Below are 18513 nucleotides of genomic sequence, written 5' to 3'. Positions count from 1 at the left end.
CGGGTTTTTCACTGGAAATTTATACAGAGTTCTGGCAGGGATTATAACAATGCTGTCAGCGATGCCAACTGTGAAATCTCAATATGCGGCAACAGGCGACTGTCGGCGACCTGCATCAGATCCCGTTGGCGATCGTTGATCCAACAGGCCTGCAGCCCCGCACGCAGCGCACCGGCGACGTCGGTGGTCAGATCGTCGCCCACGTGCAGGATCTGTTCGGGCGCCACGCCCAACCGTTCGACGGCCAGGTGATACATGTCCTGATACGGCTTGGCGCGCCCGTCCGGCCCGGAGCGCAACACGAACTGGAAGTAACCGTCCAGGCCGCACTGCGCCGGATCGGCGTTGCCGTTGGTGATCGCCACCAGCGGATAGCGCGCGGCCAGCGCCTTCAGCGTGGCGTGGGTCGCTTCCGGCACCTCGATGCGGCTTCGCCATAGCGCGAAGTTCTGCATCGCCGCATCGGCTCCGATCGCGGCCTCGGCGTCGCGCAGCCCCTGCCGGCTCAGCGCCAGATGAATGGCGCGCCAGCGCCACTCGGTGACGTCGTGGTAGATCTCCGGATCCTGTTCGCGCAGCTCCTGGCGCAGGCGGTGGAAATCCGCCGACTGGAAGCTGTTCAGACCGGGATGGTAGCTCTGCAGGAAGGCCACCGACTGTTGTTCGGTCTGCCTAATCACCGGACGATTGTCATACAGCGTGTCGTCCAGATCGAAAGTCAGCGCCGCCAGCGGGCGCAGCGGGCGATAAAAATGCATCAGGATTTCCCCCGTTTGGCGCGCGGATGTGCGGCATCGTACACGTTCGCCAGATGTTGAAAGTCGAGGTGGGTATAAATCTGCGTGGTGGTCAGGTTGGCGTGGCCGAGCAGCTCTTGCACCGCGCGCAGATCGCCGCTGGACTCCAGCATGTGGGTGGCGAACGAGTGGCGCAGCTTGTGCGGATGAATATGACTGTTGACGCCCTGCTTCACGCCCCATTCGGCGAAGCGTTTTTGCACGTTGCGCGTCGAGATGCGTCGCCCCTGGTTGGACAGGAACATGGCGTCGTCCTGCGGCCCGAACAGATCGCGCATCGCCAGCCAGTGTTCCAGCCAGGTGACGGCGGTGCGTCCGATCGGCAATTTGCGCTCTTTGCTGCCTTTCCCCATCACCCACACCTCGCCGGCGGCCATATCGACATGGCGGCAGTCCAGCCCCACCAGCTCGGAGAGGCGCAGGCCGGCGCCGTACATCACCTCCAGCATGGCGCGATCGCGCACCGCCAGCGGATCGTTGAGATCGATCTCCAGCAGCTGGTTCATTTCATCGACGTCGATGTTTTTCGGCAGATGGCGGCCGCTGCGCGGCGTGCGGATGCCTTTGGCGGGGTTGGCGTGCAACACGCCCTGGCTGACCAGCCAGTCGAGGAAACTGCGCAACGAAGAGAGCCGCAGCGCCAGGCTGGCTGACTGCAGGCCGGCGCGTTTGCTGCGCGCCGCCAACATGCGCACCCGGGCGGCGTCCAGCGCCGTCCAGTCGGTGACGCCGATCTCCTGCGCCAGGCGCATCAACGCCGCCAGCTGGCGCGAATAGCTGAGCTGCGTCAACGGGCTGAGTTGCCGTTCTACCTTGAGATAACGCAGAAAAGCGTCCACCGGCTGCTGCAGGCTGGGCGCAATCGGCGTCATGCGCGTTCGACCCAGCGTTCCAGCAGTTCCGGCAGCATGCGCGCCAGTTGATTGAGCATCACCGTGCCCATGCCTTGCTGATAGTGTTGCGTATCGCGACTGCTGAAGATCACCATGCCCAATTCGCCGTCGTCGCCCAGCATCGACAGCGCCACCGAGCCAATCTGGCCGATCTGTTTGGCCTGCGGCAACAGCAGCAGCAGTTCGGGGCCGTTCAGGCCGCCGAGGTAGTGTTGTTCACTGCCCAGACGCTGGATGCGGAACGGCTCAAACGCCGAGCGCGTCAGCGCCAGATGGGTAAAGTCGGAAGGCGCGCCGATATTCCAGCGATCGGCAAACAGACGCACCGTAGCGCCGGCCAAACCGAAGCCGCGCGCCCAGCGCTGCAGCCGGTTCAGCATATCCTGCAGGCTGTCGGCGGTGGCCAGATCGGCCTGCAGGTGCAGCAGCCTGGCGAACAGCCCTTCATTGGCGCTGGCCTGCTCCATCAACAGCGTGATCTCTTCTTCCAGCCGTTCGATGTGATTGCGTTGGCGGGCCAGATGCCATTCCACCAGCGAAACGGTGCCGCGTACCGGGTGAGGCACGCGCATCTGCTCAACCTGGCGCGCGTTGCGAATAAAGAAATCCGGGTTCTGCAGCAGATACTGCATCACGGTGTCGTCATCCAGCGCCAGGCCGGCGACGCTCTGTTCTTCTACGCTTTTCATAGATGAATAAATCCGTCATAGACATGGGTTGCCGGACCGGTCATAAACAGCGGGTTGCCCGGCCCTTTCCAGCGTATATGCAGGCTGCCGCCCGGCAGTTCTACATGCACCTCTTCTGACAGCAATTCCTGTTGGATCCCCACCGCCACCGCCGCGCAGGCGCCGCTGCCGCAGGCCTGGGTTTCGCCGGCGCCGCGCTCATAAACCCGCAGCTTGATGTGATCGCGGCTGACCACCTGCATAAAGCCGATGTTGGCCCGTTCCGGGAAGCGCTCATGCCCTTCCAGCACCGGTCCGAGCAGCTCCACCTTGGCGGTTTTTACATCATCCACCTGCAAAACACAATGCGGGTTGCCCATCGACACCACGCCGCACAGCACGGTATGTTCCGCCGCGCGCATGATGTAAGTCTTTTCCGCTTTAGCGGCGCGGAACGGCACCGCCTGCGGATCGAAATTCGGCTCGCCCATATTGACGCACACCAGATCGTCGTCGGTGACGCTGAGCACCATACGCCCGGTTTGGGTGCTGACGCGGATATCGCGCTTGTTGGTCAGCCCTTTCAGCCGCACAAAGCGCGCGAAGCAGCGCGCGCCGTTGCCGCACTGGGCCACTTCGCTGCCGTCGGCGTTGAAAATCCGGTAGTGAAAATCCAGCTCGGGATCGTAAGGCGGTTCTACCACCAGCATCTGGTCAAAGCCGACGCCCAGGTGCCGATCGGCCAGCCGGCGGATCAGCTCAGGTGAAAAATAGACATTCTGTGTAACGGCATCGACCACCATAAAGTCGTTGCCCAGACCGTGCATTTTGGAGAACTGCATATCATACTCCGCTATCTGGACGCGCTATCCGTCTTGATTTTGCGGCGGCGCTCGCCACCGCAAACCGGGTGTTACTGATCGACCATCGACGGTTTTTGCTGAGAGCCAGACTGCTCCTGCTGGTTCTTTTGCACCTGATCGCCCGTTTGCACCGGCGGCTTGGCCGATTTTTGGCCAGTGGCGTCGGCAGGTGGGAAGTAAAGCGGGCCTTTCAGACCACAGCCGGCGAGGCCGGTAAGCAGAACTGCCATCAGCGCATAGCGTAGTTGTTTTTTCATTTGCATTAATGCCTGTAATTCATGCGTCCAAGGTCTCTATAATCGCAGGTGGATCATGAAAAGCAATAGGAATTGAATATGAACGACAGCGAGTTTCACCAGTTGGCCGACCAGCTGATGCTGAATATTGAAGAGACACTGGACGATTTTGACGGCGATGCGGACATCGATTACGAAACCAATGGCGGCGTGATGACGCTGAGCTTCGAAAACGGCACCAAGATCGTCATCAACCGCCAGGAGCCGCTGCACCAGGTGTGGCTTGCCACCAAGGCCGGCGGCTATCACTTCAACTACCGCGACGGCGTCTGGCTATGCGATCGCAGCGGGCAGCCGTTTTATCAGCTGCTCAGCGAAGCAGCCAGCACGCAGGCCGGCGAAGCACTGCGTTTTTCCTGAAGCAATGCAGGGCTCGGCCACCGAGCCCTCGCGGCGTCAATGCAGTTGGAACTGCTGTTTGAGCGGCTGAGCGGCGCCGTCGGCCACCGTCACGCACAGGCTGGACAGCACGTTGCTGCGGAACGGGATCACCTGCGTGCGCCCGTCGAGCTGCACGATCTGATAGAACTGCGGCAGGTTGAAGTTGATGAAGCTGGAACCGTAGGTGAAGCGATCGTGCGACGAGGAGTAGAAGCGGCTGACGTCGCGCACCAGTTCCTCTTTACTGCCCTCGCAGTGGTGATACACCTCCACCCGATTAGACTCATCCAGAATATAGATGTTGAAGCCCTTGTCGTCTGAGGTGTCTTCGAAGAAGAACTGAATGATCCCCTCACTGGCGAAACCGTCCACCACCGGCGGCAGATGCACCTGATCGGTTTCCACCTTGATAGACAGGCCGTGCAGCTTGTTGTTGGAGATGGCGCCGTAAAACTCCACCGCGTTCTCCAGCTTTTGCACCGATACGCTCAGACGTTCGAAGAACAGCCCCCAGGTCTGCCCGGCGACGCGCACCGCCTTGAAGCGGCCGGGTTCCAGCCGGGTGCTGGACAGGCGCAGCTCGATGCACTCCGACACCAACTGCTGGATGCGAGTGCGGATCAGGCCGCGCAGGTGCTGACTGTAGCAGAACACTTCCACCGACTCCGGCGGCGCGGCATCCTGGTGCATCTTGCCGAGAATGGTCTTCAACGCTTCCAGCACCGACTGCTCGCCGCTGAAATGCAGGGTACGCACTTCGTTCCAGGAGTTGCGATACAGCAGATCGATGCTGCCCACCAAACACTGTTGCTGCTGGCCGAAACTGAACACGTCCAGCTTGCGGAAATCGAAGTGCACCACCTGATTGCGGAACGCGGCGGTCGGATCGTTTTCCAGATTGACGATGATCGCCAGATGGCGAATCTCGCACGGGCTGTACAGCGCTTTCGGCGTCGGCGCCGGCAGGCGCAGCGGGAAGTGATGAGAAACGTCGGCCACCAGCTCCTGCAGCTTGGCGGTGTCGCACAGGTTGCCGCTCTTGATGTGCAGGCGGGTCTGCGGCGTCAGCAGGCCGTTGAAATAGGCCCAGGCCACCAGCTTGTTCAGGTAGCGGTTATATTCCAGCGGCTGATGGCTGACGATAGAATCCATGGCCGGCGCCTGATTATACAGGTACCAGCCGGTGCGGTTGGCGCGGCCAACCGGCACGTGAATAAAGGTTAAATCGTTTTCCGACAGGTCCGGCGAGATCTGCGGGTTCACCAACGTCACCTTGCCGGGCAGCGCTTCAAACGCCGCGTACAGTTTGCGGGTCAGCACGCCGATATCCTGCGGGCTGGCGCTGACGCTGAGATTGTTGCGGCGGGCGAAACGGATCAGGTTGCGGTAGCTCTGCATCATCGCGTCGAGCAGCTCGTTATGCGCTTCACGCACCCGTTCGATTTTCCAGTTGGCGCGGTTGTCCAGCATCGCCAGACGCTCTTCGCTCCAGCCCCACTCGCTGACCAACTGGCTGAGGATCTCGCGCCGCCAGCCGACGCAGGCCTTGGCCAGCGACAGCTTTTCACACACTTTCAGATAGAAACAGCGGCGGGCCAGATCGAGGCGGGTAGTGTCGTTGATGTCGGTCAGGTAGCGGGTGACGCGTTCGAGCATCATGCAGTAGGCGTCGAGCCCGAAGCTGACGATCTCGCCCTGATGCAGACGATGTTTGATGTCCGTCGCCAGCAGTTGGGTATTGGGGTATTCCCAGGAATAGGCTTCCAGCAGCAGGGTCTTCAGCACCGCCTTGTAAGGCGAATCGATGCTCTTGTACAGCTGCCACAGGCTGGCGCCGAAGTACTCTTCCGCCGACAGCGAGCTCAAGCCGCCGAGATCCAGCCACTCGTTGGGCGTCAGCGCGCCCTGCGCGTACAGCGACAGCACGTATTCATCGTAGTGCGCTTCTTCTTCGCCCGGCACCATGTTCCACAGGATGCGTTTGCCGGCCAGGCGCACGGCGGTGCGGTAGAATTCGTCGAGCAACAGGATATGCTGCGTCGAGCCGCAGTCTTCGCCGCCCAGGCTACCGCTTTCATTGTGGCGGAAACGATTTTCGTCGATCAGGAAGAAGCTGACTTCCACCCCCATCGAGGCGGCCCACTTCTCAAGCAGGCTGCATTTTTGCTGCAGGCGGGTACGTTCTTCGTTGTCCAGCCAGGACTGGTGGCAGACCCAGATGTCGAGATCCGAGCTGCAGCTTTGGCCGATAGACGAGGTGCTGCCCATCGAGTAGACGCCGGTGATCGGCAGCTCGCCGCTGGCCGGCTTATCAAACGGGCTGCCCCATTTGTCTTCTAAATCGTTCAGGTAATCTTGTTGAGTTTCATCAGGCGTGTAGAGGCAAATGCCGTGGGGAACGTTACCGTTCAGGTAACCCGGCATCAGCGGGTGGTGGTGGTGCAGTAAGGTGGGCAGCAGACTGTATACCCGTTGAAACGCGGGCTTCATAGCCGCCAGGGCGCGATCGACGCGTAGCTGATTGATCGCATCCAGTCTCTGCTTCAATGTCTCGATGTAGAGGTACAAGACGTCTCGCCTGATTATCCCGGTGTTTAGAAAAAAACCCGTATTCCATAAGCGCCGTTAGTGTAAGAAGAATATTTGGCGACTTATTGCTGGAAACGTGATCAATTTAACACCTTGCTGATTGACCGTAAAGGAGGTAACGCTTCACAATTATTGTAGCGCTTCCCTAAACGATTTACCCGCAGTGTTAACTGCCCCAAAGCACATCACACGTCCCTTTGATTCCGTTGTCCTTTTTCCGCCTCCGGCTTCTTGCACTGACAGTATTGGCTCTCAGTGGTAGGATGGATGGCGAAATATAAAAACGGTAACAAGCATGTTAGACAAAATTATTCGAATTGCCACCCGACAAAGCCCGCTTGCACTTTGGCAAGCACATTATGTGCAGCAACGTCTGATGGCCAGCCATCCCGGCCTGCAGGTCGAGTTGGTGCCGATGGTGACGCGCGGCGACGTTATTCTGGATACGCCGTTGGCGAAAGTCGGCGGTAAGGGCCTGTTTGTTAAAGAACTCGAACTGGCGCTGCTGGAAGGCCGCGCCGACATCGCCGTGCACTCGATGAAAGACGTGCCGGTCGACTTCCCCGCCGGCCTCGGTTTGACCACCATCTGCGAGCGCGAAGATCCGCGCGACGCTTTTGTTTCCAATCGTTTCGCCTCGCTCGATCAACTGCCGCAGGGCAGCGTGGTCGGCACCTCCAGCCTGCGCCGCCAATGCCAGCTGCGTGAACGCCGCCCGGATCTTGTCGTGCGCGACCTGCGCGGCAACGTCGGCACGCGTCTGGCCAAGCTGGACAACGGCGACTACGACGCGATTATTCTGGCGGTGGCCGGCCTGAAGCGCCTAGGGCTGGAGCAACGCATCCGCAGCCCGCTGAGCGCCGAAGAGTGCCTGCCGGCGGTCGGCCAGGGTGCGGTCGGCATCGAATGCCGTCTCGACGACAGCGTCACCCGCGCGCTGCTGGCGCCGCTGAACCATGCGGCCACCGAAACCCGCGTGCGCGCCGAACGGGCGATGAACACCCGTCTGGAAGGCGGCTGCCAGGTACCGATCGGTAGCTATGCCGAACTGGATGGCGACAGCCTGTGGCTGCGCGCGCTGGTCGGCGCGCCGGACGGCAGCCAGATGGTGCGCGGCGAGCGCCGCGGCCCGGCCGCCGAGGCCGAACGGATGGGCGTTGAGCTGGCGGAAGAGCTGCTGGCGCGCGGCGCACGCGAGATCCTGCGCGAAGTTTATCAGGGAAATCCGCCGGCATGACCATTCTGGTAACCCGCCCATCGCCTTCGGGAGAGCTGCTGGTGAGCCGGCTGCGCGCGCTCGGCCGGGTTGCCTATCATGCACCGCTGATCGACTTCGCCCCCGGCGGCGATCTGCCGCAGCTGCCGCAGGCGTTGCAGCAGCTTAGCGCCGGCGATCTGGTGTTCGTGCTGTCGCAACATTCGGTGAACTATGCCGATTCGGTCATCGGCCGCGCCGGGTTGAGCTGGCCCGCTCACCTGGCTTATTACGCCATCGGCCGCACCACCGGGCTGGCACTGCATCGCATCAGCAGTTTGCCGGTGGAGTACCCGCGCGAACGCGAAATCAGCGAAACGCTGCTGCTGCTGCCGGCGTTGCAAAAGCTGGCGGGCAAACGCGCGCTGATTTTGCGCGGCAACGGCGGCCGCGAACTGTTGGGCTCGACGCTGAGCGAGCGCGGCGCCGACGTCAGCTATTATGAATGTTATCAACGCAGCCCGGTGCACTACGACGGCAGCGAGCAAAGCGCCCACTGGCAGCGCGCCGGTGTGGATACGCTGGTGGTGACCAGCGGTGAAATGTTACAACAGCTCTATACTTTAGTTCCTGATTACTATCGTTCTTCATGGCTGCTGCGTTGCCGCCTGGTAGTAGTGAGCGAACGCCTGGCTACCCTCGCCCGGGAATTGGGCTGGCGTACGATTCGGGTAGCTGACAACGCCGATAATGACGCGCTGATCCGCGCGCTACAATAATCTGACTATGGGATGTGCCACTATGACGGAACAAAATACCCCATCCGCCCCGGTTGAAGAGCCAACCACCGCGGTTGAGAGCTCCCAGCAGCCAGCCGCTGCCAGCCGCAAAGGCAAGAATACCGGCCCGGTGCTCGGCGCGATCGCTATCGTGCTGGTCATCGCCCTCGGCGCGGGCGGCTATTACCACACGCACAAGCAAGCGCAACAGCTGATCGCCGCCAACCAGGCGCTGCAGCAGCAGCTCGAAGGCGTGAAGCAGAGCCAGCAGCAGGAAAGAAACGCGCTGGAAGGCCTGCTGCAACAGCAGGGTAAAACCCTGGACGCCGCCGATCGCGAGCAGGCGAACCTGGCGCGCCAGCTGAGCGAGCTGCAGGAAAAAGTGGCGACCATCTCCGGCAGCGACGCCAAAACCTGGCTGCTGGCTCAGGCCGATTTCCTGGTGAAAATGGCCGGCCGCAAACTGTGGAGCGATCAGGACGTGACCAGCGCCGCCGCGCTGCTGAAAAGCGCCGACGCCAGCCTGGCGGACATGAACGATCCGAGCCTGCTCGACGTGCGTCGCGCCATTACCGAAGACATCGGTACGCTTTCAACCCTGACCCAGGTCGATTACGACGGCATCATCCTCAAGGTTAATCAGCTGTCCAATCAGGTGGATAACCTGCGCCTGGCGGACAACGACACCGACGAAGCGCCGATGGATCAAAACAGCAACGAGCTCTCCGGCTCGATCGGCGAATGGCGGCAGAACCTGGCCAAGAGCTGGCGCAATTTCATGGCCGACTTCATCACCATCCGCCGCCGCGACACCAGCGCCGAGCCGCTGCTGGCACCGAACCAGGACATCTATCTGCGCGAAAACATCCGTTCGCGCCTGCTGGTGGCGGCACAGGCCATTCCGCGTCACCAGAACGAGACCTACAAGCAATCGCTGGAAACCGTCTCTACCTGGGTGCGCGCCTATTTCGACACCACCGACCCAGCGACCAAGGCCTTCCTTGAAGAGCTGGATAACCTGAGCCAACAGTCGATCTCGATGGACGTGCCGGATCAGCTGAAAAGCCAGCCGCTGCTGGAAAAAGTGATGCAGACCCGGGTGCGCAACCTGATGACCCAGTCCCCTGCCGTTCACCAGGAGGGTTAAGCCATGTTACGCGTGCTATTTCTGTTTCTGGTGGTGATCGCCAGCGTGGTGCTCGGGCCGATGCTGGCCGGGCATCAAGGCTATGTGCTGATCCAGACCGATAATTACAATATTGAAACCAGCGTCACCGGCCTGGTGATCATGCTGGTGCTGCTGTTCGTGGTGCTGTTGGCGATCGAGTGGATCCTGCGCCGAATTTTCCGTACCGGCGCCCGCACGCGCGGTTGGTTTATCGGCCGCAAGCGCACCCGCGCACGCCAGCAAACCAAAGCCGCGCTGATCAAACTGGCGGAAGGCGACTACAAGCAGGTTGAAAAGCTGATGACGCGCAACGCCGATCACGCCGAACAGCCGGTGGTGAACTACCTGCTGGCCGCCGAGGCCGCGCAGCAACGCGGCGATGACTTCCGCACCAACCAGTATCTGGAACGCGCCGCCGAAGCCGCCGACACCGATCAGCTGCCGGTGGATATCACCCGGGTTCGCATTCAGCTGGCGCAGGGCGAGAACCACGCCGCGCGCCACGGCGTCGATCGTCTGCTGAACCAGGCTCCGCGCCATCCGGAAGTGCTGCGCCTGGCGGAACAAGCCTATCTGCGCACCGGCGCCTATGCGTCGCTGCTGGAAGTGCTGCCGTCGATGCGTAAAATCGAACTGCATAGTGAAGAGCAGCTGCAGGCCCTGCAGCAACAGGCTTACATCGGGCTGATGAATCAGGCGATGGCGGACGAAGGCAGCGAAGGCCTGAAGCGCTGGTGGAAAGATCAGAGCCGCAAGACGCGTCACGAAGTGCCGCTGCAAATCGCGATGGTGGAGCACCTGATCGAATGCAACGACCATGAACTGGCGCAGGAAATTGTGCTCGACAGCCTGAAGCGCCAATACGACGAGCGTCTGGTGCTGTTGCTGCCGCGGCTGAAGTCCGGCAATCCCGAGCAGTTGGAGAGAGCGCTGCGCCAGCAGATGAAACAACACGGCGCGACGCCGCTGTTGAACAGCACGCTGGGGCAGTTGCTGATGAAGCACGGCGAATGGCAGCAGGCGGCCGACGCCTTCCGCGAAGCGTTGAAGCAGCGCCCGGACGCCTATGATTACGCCTGGTTGGCCGATACGCTGGAGAAACTGCATCGTTCGGATGAGGCGGCGCAGATGCGGCGTGAAGGGCTGATGTTAACGCTGAAACAGAACGGCGGCGAGTAACGCCCCGTTCAGTTGAGAGAAGCGCGGCCCCGATGCCGCGCTTTTTTTTGCCCGCGAGCTGGCTGAAGCGCAAAAAAAAACACTTGCCGTAGGGCAAGTGTATAAAGAAGCAATCAGGTCTAGGACAACAGGGGCGGTGCCTCACTCAACGTTCTGCCCTGAGCGTGATGACGGGTTAGTCATCGTTCTCGTGGGCGATAGGCACCCTAAATCGGCTCTGCGTCATTCCCAGGGTTTATGAAGCCTAAGGCGAACATAAGAGATGGAATGAGCATCTACGCTGTAGATATTGCACTTGCCGTGCCAACTTTTAGATTTAAGCGACCACCCATAAAAAATAGAATTCAATGCATTGAAATATATCTATTTTTTATTTAACTCCGCCTTCCTCGTCATGTGCCGCACCCTTCGTTCCATACCGACGGCCGATCTGAAGATGTCGCCTCGCAACGACGACTTAAGCCAAAGCTGATTATGTTGTTTAAAATCAATTGATTATTTGTCTCAAACTGACGACAGCATCAGGCGATACTGTCGCTGAAAACCAACAGGCTTGCCGGTATAAACAAGGCGCCAACTCCAGACCGGCAAAAAACCCGCACAGGGTTGCACAGGCTGCTCATTGTTCGTCTCGCCATGCTGAGCCTCATAAACTGCAGACGTAAAAAAACCGACTTGCGTCGGTTTCTTTGAAAGCGTTCGGCGAGAGAGGATTACGTGCATCTTGGATGCGCGCCCTGTGGGCCGTTGCTGAAGCAACGTTGTCTCACTTCGCGAGGCGCGAACCTCCTGCGGAGGTACTCATCCTCATAAACTGCAGACGTAAAAAAACCGACTTGCGTCGGTTTCTTTGAAAGTGGTCGGCGAGAGAGGATTCGAACCTCCGACCCACTGGTCCCAAACCAGTTGCGCTACCAAGCTGCGCTACTCGCCGATTTATGTTGCTTATACTACCCGATTTATCAGACCATTGTCCATATAAATCTTATATTTATCAGATATTTTGCGTGGTGCGAAGAGAGGGACTTGAACCCTCACGTCCGTAAGAACACTAACACCTGAAGCTAGCGCGTCTACCAATTCCGCCACCTTCGCACTGTCACAAAATACTGCTAAATCTTCACTTCGTTAGGAAGTGGGGTGGCTAATGGGACTCGAACCCACGACAACTGGAATCACAATCCAGGGCTCTACCAACTGAGCTATAGCCACCATTACTACTTCTTACTCACGCGGTAATATTACCACCGCAGCTCCTGCGCACAAACTTAATGGCGCGCCCGACAGGATTCGAACCTGAGACCTCTGCCTCCGGAGGGCAGCGCTCTATCCAGCTGAGCTACGGGCGCGTAGCGCCGTTGCGGGAGGGGATACTACGGATTTACGCCAATTCTGTCTAGTGCTTTTTCGCAGAAATGTTGCGTTTGATTACGCTTTGCTCACTCCCACGCACAAAAGCGCACTCCGTAGCCCCTTTTCACCGTTTATTGGCGCGTTTCTACCCGATTTTCAGCCGGATGATGTTTCTTGTGCATGCCGAAAGCGAAGTAGCACAGGCTGACGCCGGCTAAGAAAATCGCCCCGACCAGCAGGGAAATCCGCGTATCCGGGTTGATTCCCATACCGACCAGCACGCACACCAGAAAAGCGATGGTCAGATAGTTCACATACGGGAACATGATCGACTTGAAGCTGTGGTTTTTGATCGCTTCCTTGTGGGCGCGGCGGAAATAGAGTTGGCTAATCAGCACCACGAACCACGGCACCATGCCCGGCAGTACGCTGGCGCTATAGACGTAGACGAACACCTGCTCCGGATTAGGGATGATGTAGTTCAGCGCGGATCCCACCAACAGGCAGCCGATGGTGACGGCGATGCAGTTGACCGGCACGCCGCTGGCGGAAAGCTTGGTCAACGCCGCTGGCAGCTGGCGGTTCTTGGCCAGGGCGTACAGCATGCGGCCGCCGCTGTACATGCCGCTGTTGCAGCCGGAGAGCGCGGCGGTCAACACCACGAAGTTGATGATGCCGGCGGCGGCGACGATGCCAATCTTGGCGAAGGTCAGTACGAACGGGCTACCGGTGGTGCCGATGCCGTTCCACGGGAAGATGGTAACGATGACGAAGATGGCGCCGACATAGAAGATCAGGATACGCCACAGGATATTGTTGATCGCGCGTTTCAGCGTCACCTGAGGATTCTTGGCTTCCCCGGCGGTGATGCCCACCAGCTCTACCCCCTGATAGGACGCCACTACGATGCACAGCGCAAACAGGAAGCCTTTCCAGCCGCCGGCGAAGAAGCCGCCGTGCGCCGTCAGATTAGCGAAACCAACGGGTTCACCGCCGTTGCCGAAACCGAAGAAGATCACCCCCAGCCCCACCAGAATCATCACGATGATGGTGGTGACCTTGATCATGGCGAACCAGAACTCCAGCTCACCGTACAGGCGCACCGCCGCCAGGTTGGCCAGCGCCACCATCGCCACGGCGATCAGCGCCGGCACCCACTGCGGTATTTCGGGGAACCAGAACTGCACATACACCCCAATGGCGGTGATCTCCGAAATGCCGACGGCGATCCACATAAACCAATAGCCCCAGGCGGTCAGATAGCCGAAATAGGGATTCATGTATTTATGCGCGTAAACGGCGAACGACCCGGCGACCGGCTCGAGGAACAGCATTTCCCCCATCGAACGCATAATGAAGAACACGAACAGCCCGGCGATGATGTAAGCCAGCAGCACCGATGGCCCCGCCCACTTCAGCGTACTGGCCGACCCCATAAACAGGCCGACACCGATGGTGCCCCCCAGAGCGATAAGCTCGATATGCCGGGCCTCAAGGCCCCGGTGTAGCCCTTGCGGTTTCTCTTTGTGTGCCATAAATCCTCAATAATTTTTCTCGGGTTGTGTTTGCCTGCCGGCCGCTGCCGGTCGTTATTGTCATTATTAAAAGAATAAATCATCCCCTGCCGATCGGGTTGGCATCAACGGGTAGTCGGAGCGAAGTTACCGTGAGAAGAACATCGTTCAGCGCTGGCGCAACAGGCGCAGCGGCCAGGGATAATTTCCGGGCGGTATCGTTTCGCATTTCGCCGCTATAAGCAAACCGCAATTTAAAACTTTATGGAATAAATGCGGCGGCGTTTAGGGCCGGGGGTTATAGATATGCGGGAGAAATGGGCAAAAACAGATTATTGGTATAGCAGACCGGGGCGGAACAACACTTTCCGCCCCGAATGAGGGGTTACATCTTGCCGCGGTAGTAGTAGCCGACAAACTTCAACAGCTTCAACTGCCGGCCGATGCGGCTGGGCTGGCTGAGCAGGCGGTAGAGCCACTCCAGGCCGAGGTTCTGCCAGACCTTGGGCGCACGCTTCACGTGCCCGGTAAACACGTCATAGGTGCCGCCTACGCCCATGTACAGCGCCTGTGGATGCACCTTGCGGCAATCACGCATCAGAATCTCCTGCTTCGGCGATCCCATCGCTACCGTCACAATGGCGGCGCCGCTGGCGCGAATACGCTCGAACAGCGCCTCTCGCTGCTCCGGCTTGAAATAGCCGTCCTGGCTGCCCACCAGGTTGACATTCCACTGGCTGCGCAGCTTCTGCTCGGTTTCCACCAGGACTTCCGGCTTGCCGCCGACCAGAAAGACCGGCGTGCCTTCCTGCCCGGCGCGCTGCATCAAGGCTTCCCAAAGATCGGCGCCCGCGACGCGCGAAACCTCCGCCGCCGGGTATTTGCGGCGGATCGAACGCACCATGCTGATGCCATCGGCGTACTTGTACTCCGCCTCATCCAGCAACGCATGCAGCGCCTGGTCCTCTTCCGCCTTCAGGATCTTTTCCGCGTTCATCGCTACCAGCGTGCCCTGCTTTACCCGGCCGCCGTCGAACAAAAAGTCCATGCAGTGCGCCATATCGCGAAAGCCCCACAGGCTGAAACCGCGCAGCTCGTACTGCGGCACCGAAATCTTTGCTTCCATCGTTCTCATTACCCTTACAAAAGACCGCTCGCCCGAGGCGGAGACGCCGGCGCGCGAGCGCGCGTCACTCTGGCCTTGATCAACCCGGCGGTATCGAACAGCCAATACAGCAACTTCGCCAGCACCAGACAGGCGCCGAAAATAATGCAGAAGAACACCACGCGCGACACGAAGGAGTCCACCCCTTCGCGCGCCAGCACGATCATGTTGAACACCGCGCCGAAGCAGAAGCCTTGCAGGATAGCCGCCTTGTAGCGGTTCGGTTCGGTTTTGCCCAACTCGTACAGCCAGTCGAACCACTTGATGATCATGCCCACCAGAATCGCACCGAGCGGAATAAACAGCGCGCCGCCCATCACGACCAGCGAACCGATCAGCGTCGGAGAAATCGCCAGCCCGGAGTGGTTGTTCAGCACTTCCCAGGTGAAATAGTTGGCCGAGTTCAGCACCACGTCCGGCCGGCCCGGCCACAGCCAGGTTGGGATAAAGACATAGAAATCGCGCACGATCGGCGCCAGTCCCTGGAAGTCGATCTTGTCGTAATTTTGCAGCAGCAGCGCCAGGTTTTCCCACGGTGAGAAGGTATCGCGAGTCAGATAGAGGAAGGTATAAAACGCTTCCGCGCCACTGACATCCAGGCTGTAGCGCTTCAACGCCAGCCAGAACATGCCGACCACGCCGAATATGCCCGCCGCCGCCAGCATCCACAGCGTGATCCAGCCGCGCACGATGCCGATAAACAGGAACAGCGCGAAGGCGATGATGATATTGGCGCGGGTGCCGCCGACGATCACATAGGTCAGAATGCCGAACGCCACCGTCGCCACCAGGAACAAGAACCAGGCGCGCAGATCCTGTCGCAGGAAATAGACCACCAGCATGGCCGGAATAAAGAAGTAGAAGAAACGCTTGAGCGCCACGCCGGACACGTCGCTGGAGAAGATCTGGCTGTAGGAATTGAGCTTGAACAGCAGGAAGCCGTTCTGCATGAAGAAGATCCCCACGGTGCCGATCGCCACCAGCGCCAGCAACACCCAGGTCATATGAGTCTCTACCCGGTTCATGGTGAACAGCGCCGCGCGCGGCTGAACGCGCCGCTTGCGCAGCCGCGTTTTGTAAGTGACGTAATAGATGGCGTAAAACGCCGTCGCCGACAGCAGGGCGTACAGCAGGAACTCCACCGGCACCACCTCGACGTCAAACTGAAACACCAGCAGGCAGGTCAGCGGGAAGCCGAAATAAAACGTCAGCAAATACAGCAGCGAGAAGAAGACGTTGAAGTTAAAGCGCACGCGCCGAAACTCCTGGTAGGTCAGCGTCAGAATAAACGTCAGGCTGACCAGATAGACGACGAACAGGCCGCCGAATTGCGCCAACGTCATGAGTGCTCTCCCGCCGCCAGCGCCAGGGCTTGCTGCCAGCCGTCGACATAGTTCGGATTGAAGAAGGCGATCGCCTGTTGATCCACCGCCGCCAGCTGGCGCTGCGCTTCGCGCACCACCGCTTCGTCCAGCGAATCGCCATAGAACAACACCGGCAGGTGCTGTTCCGCCAGATCCTGCCAGAACGGGTTCTGTCGGCTGAGCACGAAAGGCACGCCGAACTGAATCAGCAGGCACAGGGTGCCGATCCCCTGCTGGCGATTGAAAATGAAATAGCCGAGATCGCAGGCGCGCAGAATATTGAGGTAATCCTCAAACGCCACCTGCTGCGTGAGCAGCTGCAGGTTTTTCTCGCCGAACAGCGGTACCCCGGCGGCGCGCACCTGCTCGATGTAGACGTCGTTGTTGGCCGGATAGCCCATCGGCAGGATCACGCGCACGTCGGCACCAAACTGCTGATGAATCGCCTGCAGCGCTTCGATATGCCGATTGCTGCGATCGCCGGAATTGCCCACCAGAATCGTCATCGGCCCGGCCAGATTTTTTTCGACGTGAACGTCGGTCAGCGCCGGGTCCATGCGGGTCGGGAAGTACAGCAGCGAGGCCGGTACCCGCACATGGCGCTGCTGGTAGTGAATCACGTCGCCACGAGTGGCGAACACGTTCCCCACCCGCCCCTGCGCAATGCGCCGCAGCAGATAGAACAGGCGGAATTTCCAGCTGGTGGCGTCTTCATACAGATCGGCGCCCCAAATATGCCAACTGACCTGGCGCGCCTTGATCTTGCCGCTCAGCAGTGCCAGCCACAGCCCCGGGTTAAATTGGCCATGCAGGAAGAAACGCGCATCACGATCGGACTGGGCGCGGGCGATCACCGCCGCCGCCAAACTCTTCTTGTCGGCGTAAGGCTCAATATTAAGGGCCGGAAACGCCCCCAACGCCGCCACATCCTTGGCCGCCACCATAAAATGCCGCGTCTGCTCAGCCGGCAAACGCGGCGCCAGCACGTCGTTGAAGAAGCGCAGCACCGTCTGGTTATGATGCGGGATATCGGATCCCAGAACGTGAATCAGTGTGGTCATACTCGTCTACGATAAATAAGAAACACGCAGCTACAGAGCGCGAAATACACGATGTAGGTTGCCATATAGGCCTGAGCCGCCCCCAGCGCGCCGTGCAGCGGGATCAGCCAGTGCGAGAACAGCGTCAGCAGCAGAAACTGACTGACTTCTGTCAGGATATAAAAGCGCAGCGACGCTTTGGCGATCACCAGATAGCCGAACACATAAGCTCCGACTTTCAGCACATCGCCCACCAGCTGCCAGGCAAACAGATCGCGCATGGCGACGAATTTGTCCGAGAACAGCAGCCAAATGGCGAAATCGCGCAGCAACCACACCGTAAAGCTCGCCGCCGCTACCGCCGGCAGCACGAATTTCAGCGAGCGCACGATCTCTCGCGAGATAGCGCCCTTGTCCGTCAGCCGCGACAGCGTCGGCAGCAGATAGACGGTAAACGAGGCGGTGATAAACTGCAGATAGGCATCGGAAATGCTGCTGACGCCCTGCCAGATCCCCACCTCATCCCAACCGTAATGCGCGGCCAACAGGTTACGCATCATCACGTAGGCCACCGGCAACGTCACCGAGGTGATCAACGCCATGAGGGTGAATTTGCCGAGGTTGCCGGCCACCGGTTTGTCCCAGCGCGGCGCCAGATAGCGCAGCGGCAACGTTTTGCGCCGCCACAACATCAACCCTGCCGGCAACACCACCAACGCCGGCACAAGCGCCAGCCCCACCAGCGCGCCTTCATAGCCGCCCAGCTTGAAACACAGATAGTAAGCCACCACGCCGATCAGGCTGCCGCCTATCACCGCCAGCGCATTACCCATCGCATCGCGATAGCCTTTCAGCACCGCCATAAACAGGTTGGCGTAGGCGATACCCATCTGAATGAAAGCCACGGCGCGCACCACGCCGACATAATCGGCATGCCCGAACAGCCCTATGCTGATCGGCTCGGCGGCGAACAGAAACACCAGCGCCAACAAGGTCGAAAAGCCCAGCACGATGCTCGACGCGGTGCCGACCGCCAGACGCAGACGCTGCGGATCCTGGTGGTACTCCGCCACGTATTTGGTGATGCCGTTAAAAATGCCCGCTCCGGACAGCACGCCCAGCACGGTAATCAACTGACGGAAGTTACCTGCCTGCCCCACCCCGCTGGGGCCAAACGCCACTGCCAGCAGTTTCACCACCAACAACCCCACGCCGATTTTGATCAGCGTGGAGCCGGCGGTCCAGATCGATGCTTTTGCCAACGACATA

The 18513-nt window shown here is 59.7% G+C and carries 16 protein-coding genes, 4 tRNA genes and 1 other RNA gene; 5 read left to right on the top strand and 16 right to left on the bottom strand.

All coding sequences use genetic code 11. From position 1 onward, the window contains the following. Nucleotides 1–41: 41 nt before the first annotated feature. From yigB to lptM, 5 genes are all read right to left on the bottom strand, one after another. Nucleotides 42–758, bottom strand: a complete 717-nt coding sequence (gene yigB / locus AC6BYQ_RS14455) for a 5-amino-6-(5-phospho-D-ribitylamino)uracil phosphatase YigB (RefSeq protein ID WP_498057084.1) — start codon at nt 756–758, stop codon at nt 42–44. Beyond that, the gene (xerC, locus tag AC6BYQ_RS14450; protein WP_019452541.1) at nt 758–1669 is read right to left on the bottom strand and encodes a tyrosine recombinase XerC; all 912 of its coding nucleotides are present in this window, start codon (nt 1667–1669) and stop codon (nt 758–760) included. The genes yigB and xerC overlap by 1 nt, the downstream gene beginning before the upstream one ends. After that, nucleotides 1666–2379, bottom strand: coding sequence for a DUF484 domain-containing protein (locus AC6BYQ_RS14445; RefSeq protein WP_019452542.1), 714 nt, complete (start codon nt 2377–2379; stop codon nt 1666–1668). Before AC6BYQ_RS14445 ends, xerC begins: the two co-directional genes overlap by 4 nt. Next, entirely contained in the window at nt 2376–3200 is an 825-nt protein-coding gene (gene dapF / locus AC6BYQ_RS14440) for a diaminopimelate epimerase (protein ID WP_004934244.1), read from the bottom strand. The genes AC6BYQ_RS14445 and dapF overlap by 4 nt, the downstream gene beginning before the upstream one ends. Nucleotides 3201–3271: 71 nt before the next feature. After that, complete coding sequence (gene lptM, locus AC6BYQ_RS14435) at nt 3272–3478, bottom strand: LPS translocon maturation chaperone LptM (protein ID WP_282437009.1); 207 nt, start codon at nt 3476–3478, stop codon at nt 3272–3274. Nucleotides 3479–3556: 78 nt separating this feature from the next. Between lptM and cyaY the strand changes: the two genes are divergently transcribed. Beyond that, on the top strand, nt 3557–3877 hold the full coding sequence (cyaY, locus tag AC6BYQ_RS14430; RefSeq protein ID WP_019452545.1) for an iron donor protein CyaY: 321 nt from the start codon (nt 3557–3559) through the stop codon (nt 3875–3877). A gap of 36 nt (nt 3878–3913) precedes the next feature. Here the strand turns inward: cyaY and AC6BYQ_RS14425 are convergent, their stop codons facing one another. Continuing rightward, on the bottom strand, nt 3914–6466 hold the full coding sequence (locus AC6BYQ_RS14425) for a class I adenylate cyclase (RefSeq protein WP_019452546.1): 2553 nt from the start codon (nt 6464–6466) through the stop codon (nt 3914–3916). A 316-nt stretch (nt 6467–6782) separates the two neighbouring features. On the opposite strand from AC6BYQ_RS14425, the gene hemC reads away from it, so the two are divergent. Genes hemC through hemY form a run of 4 tightly spaced genes read left to right on the top strand, consistent with a single transcriptional unit; the run spans nt 6783 to nt 10808 of the window. After that, entirely contained in the window at nt 6783–7724 is a 942-nt protein-coding gene (gene hemC / locus AC6BYQ_RS14420; RefSeq protein WP_063918206.1) for a hydroxymethylbilane synthase, read from the top strand. Further along, on the top strand, nt 7721–8461 hold the full coding sequence (gene hemD / locus AC6BYQ_RS14415; protein WP_154747367.1) for a uroporphyrinogen-III synthase: 741 nt from the start codon (nt 7721–7723) through the stop codon (nt 8459–8461). The genes hemC and hemD overlap by 4 nt, the downstream gene beginning before the upstream one ends. 22 nt (nt 8462–8483) lie before the next feature. Beyond that, the gene (gene hemX, locus AC6BYQ_RS14410; protein ID WP_063918208.1) at nt 8484–9608 is read left to right on the top strand and encodes a uroporphyrinogen-III C-methyltransferase; all 1125 of its coding nucleotides are present in this window, start codon (nt 8484–8486) and stop codon (nt 9606–9608) included. Nucleotides 9609–9611: 3 nt separating this feature from the next. Beyond that, nucleotides 9612–10808: a protoheme IX biogenesis protein HemY gene (hemY, locus tag AC6BYQ_RS14405; RefSeq protein ID WP_019452550.1), complete on the top strand. Its 1197-nt coding sequence runs from the start codon at nt 9612–9614 to the stop codon at nt 10806–10808. A gap of 696 nt (nt 10809–11504) precedes the next feature. Here the strand turns inward: hemY and AC6BYQ_RS14400 are convergent. The 10 genes from AC6BYQ_RS14400 to wzxE form a co-directional block, all read right to left on the bottom strand. Further along, nucleotides 11505–11633: non-coding RNA, RtT sRNA (locus AC6BYQ_RS14400), on the bottom strand. Between the two features lie 32 nt (nt 11634–11665). Beyond that, nucleotides 11666–11742, bottom strand: a tRNA-Pro gene (locus AC6BYQ_RS14395). A 74-nt stretch (nt 11743–11816) separates the two neighbouring features. Next, nucleotides 11817–11903 (bottom strand) — tRNA-Leu (locus AC6BYQ_RS14390). 41 nt (nt 11904–11944) lie between these two features. Further along, nucleotides 11945–12020, bottom strand: a tRNA-His gene (locus AC6BYQ_RS14385). Nucleotides 12021–12080: 60 nt separating this feature from the next. Beyond that, nucleotides 12081–12157, bottom strand: a tRNA-Arg gene (locus AC6BYQ_RS14380). Nucleotides 12158–12292: 135 nt separating this feature from the next. Continuing rightward, a complete protein-coding gene (thrP, locus tag AC6BYQ_RS14375; protein WP_019452551.1) occupies nt 12293–13696 on the bottom strand; it encodes a bifunctional threonine/serine APC transporter ThrP in 1404 nt (467 codons plus the stop codon). A gap of 364 nt (nt 13697–14060) precedes the next feature. Beyond that, nucleotides 14061–14801, bottom strand: coding sequence for a lipopolysaccharide N-acetylmannosaminouronosyltransferase (gene wecG / locus AC6BYQ_RS14370; RefSeq protein ID WP_435981633.1), 741 nt, complete (start codon nt 14799–14801; stop codon nt 14061–14063). A 14-nt stretch (nt 14802–14815) separates the two neighbouring features. Then, on the bottom strand, nt 14816–16183 hold the full coding sequence (gene wzyE / locus AC6BYQ_RS14365) for an ECA oligosaccharide polymerase (protein ID WP_063918210.1): 1368 nt from the start codon (nt 16181–16183) through the stop codon (nt 14816–14818). Next, entirely contained in the window at nt 16180–17265 is a 1086-nt protein-coding gene (locus tag AC6BYQ_RS14360) for a TDP-N-acetylfucosamine:lipid II N-acetylfucosaminyltransferase (protein ID WP_498057082.1), read from the bottom strand. The genes wzyE and AC6BYQ_RS14360 overlap by 4 nt, the downstream gene beginning before the upstream one ends. Then, a complete protein-coding gene (gene wzxE, locus AC6BYQ_RS14355; RefSeq protein ID WP_198636729.1) occupies nt 17262–18512 on the bottom strand; it encodes a lipid III flippase WzxE in 1251 nt (416 codons plus the stop codon). The genes AC6BYQ_RS14360 and wzxE overlap by 4 nt, the downstream gene beginning before the upstream one ends. Between the last annotated feature and the right edge of the window lies 1 nt (nt 18513).

It is taken from the genome of Serratia sp. LTN-2, assembly GCF_059740205.1.
The sequence above is the reverse complement of the archived record's forward strand: the minus strand, read 5'-3'. Positions and strand labels throughout refer to the sequence as shown.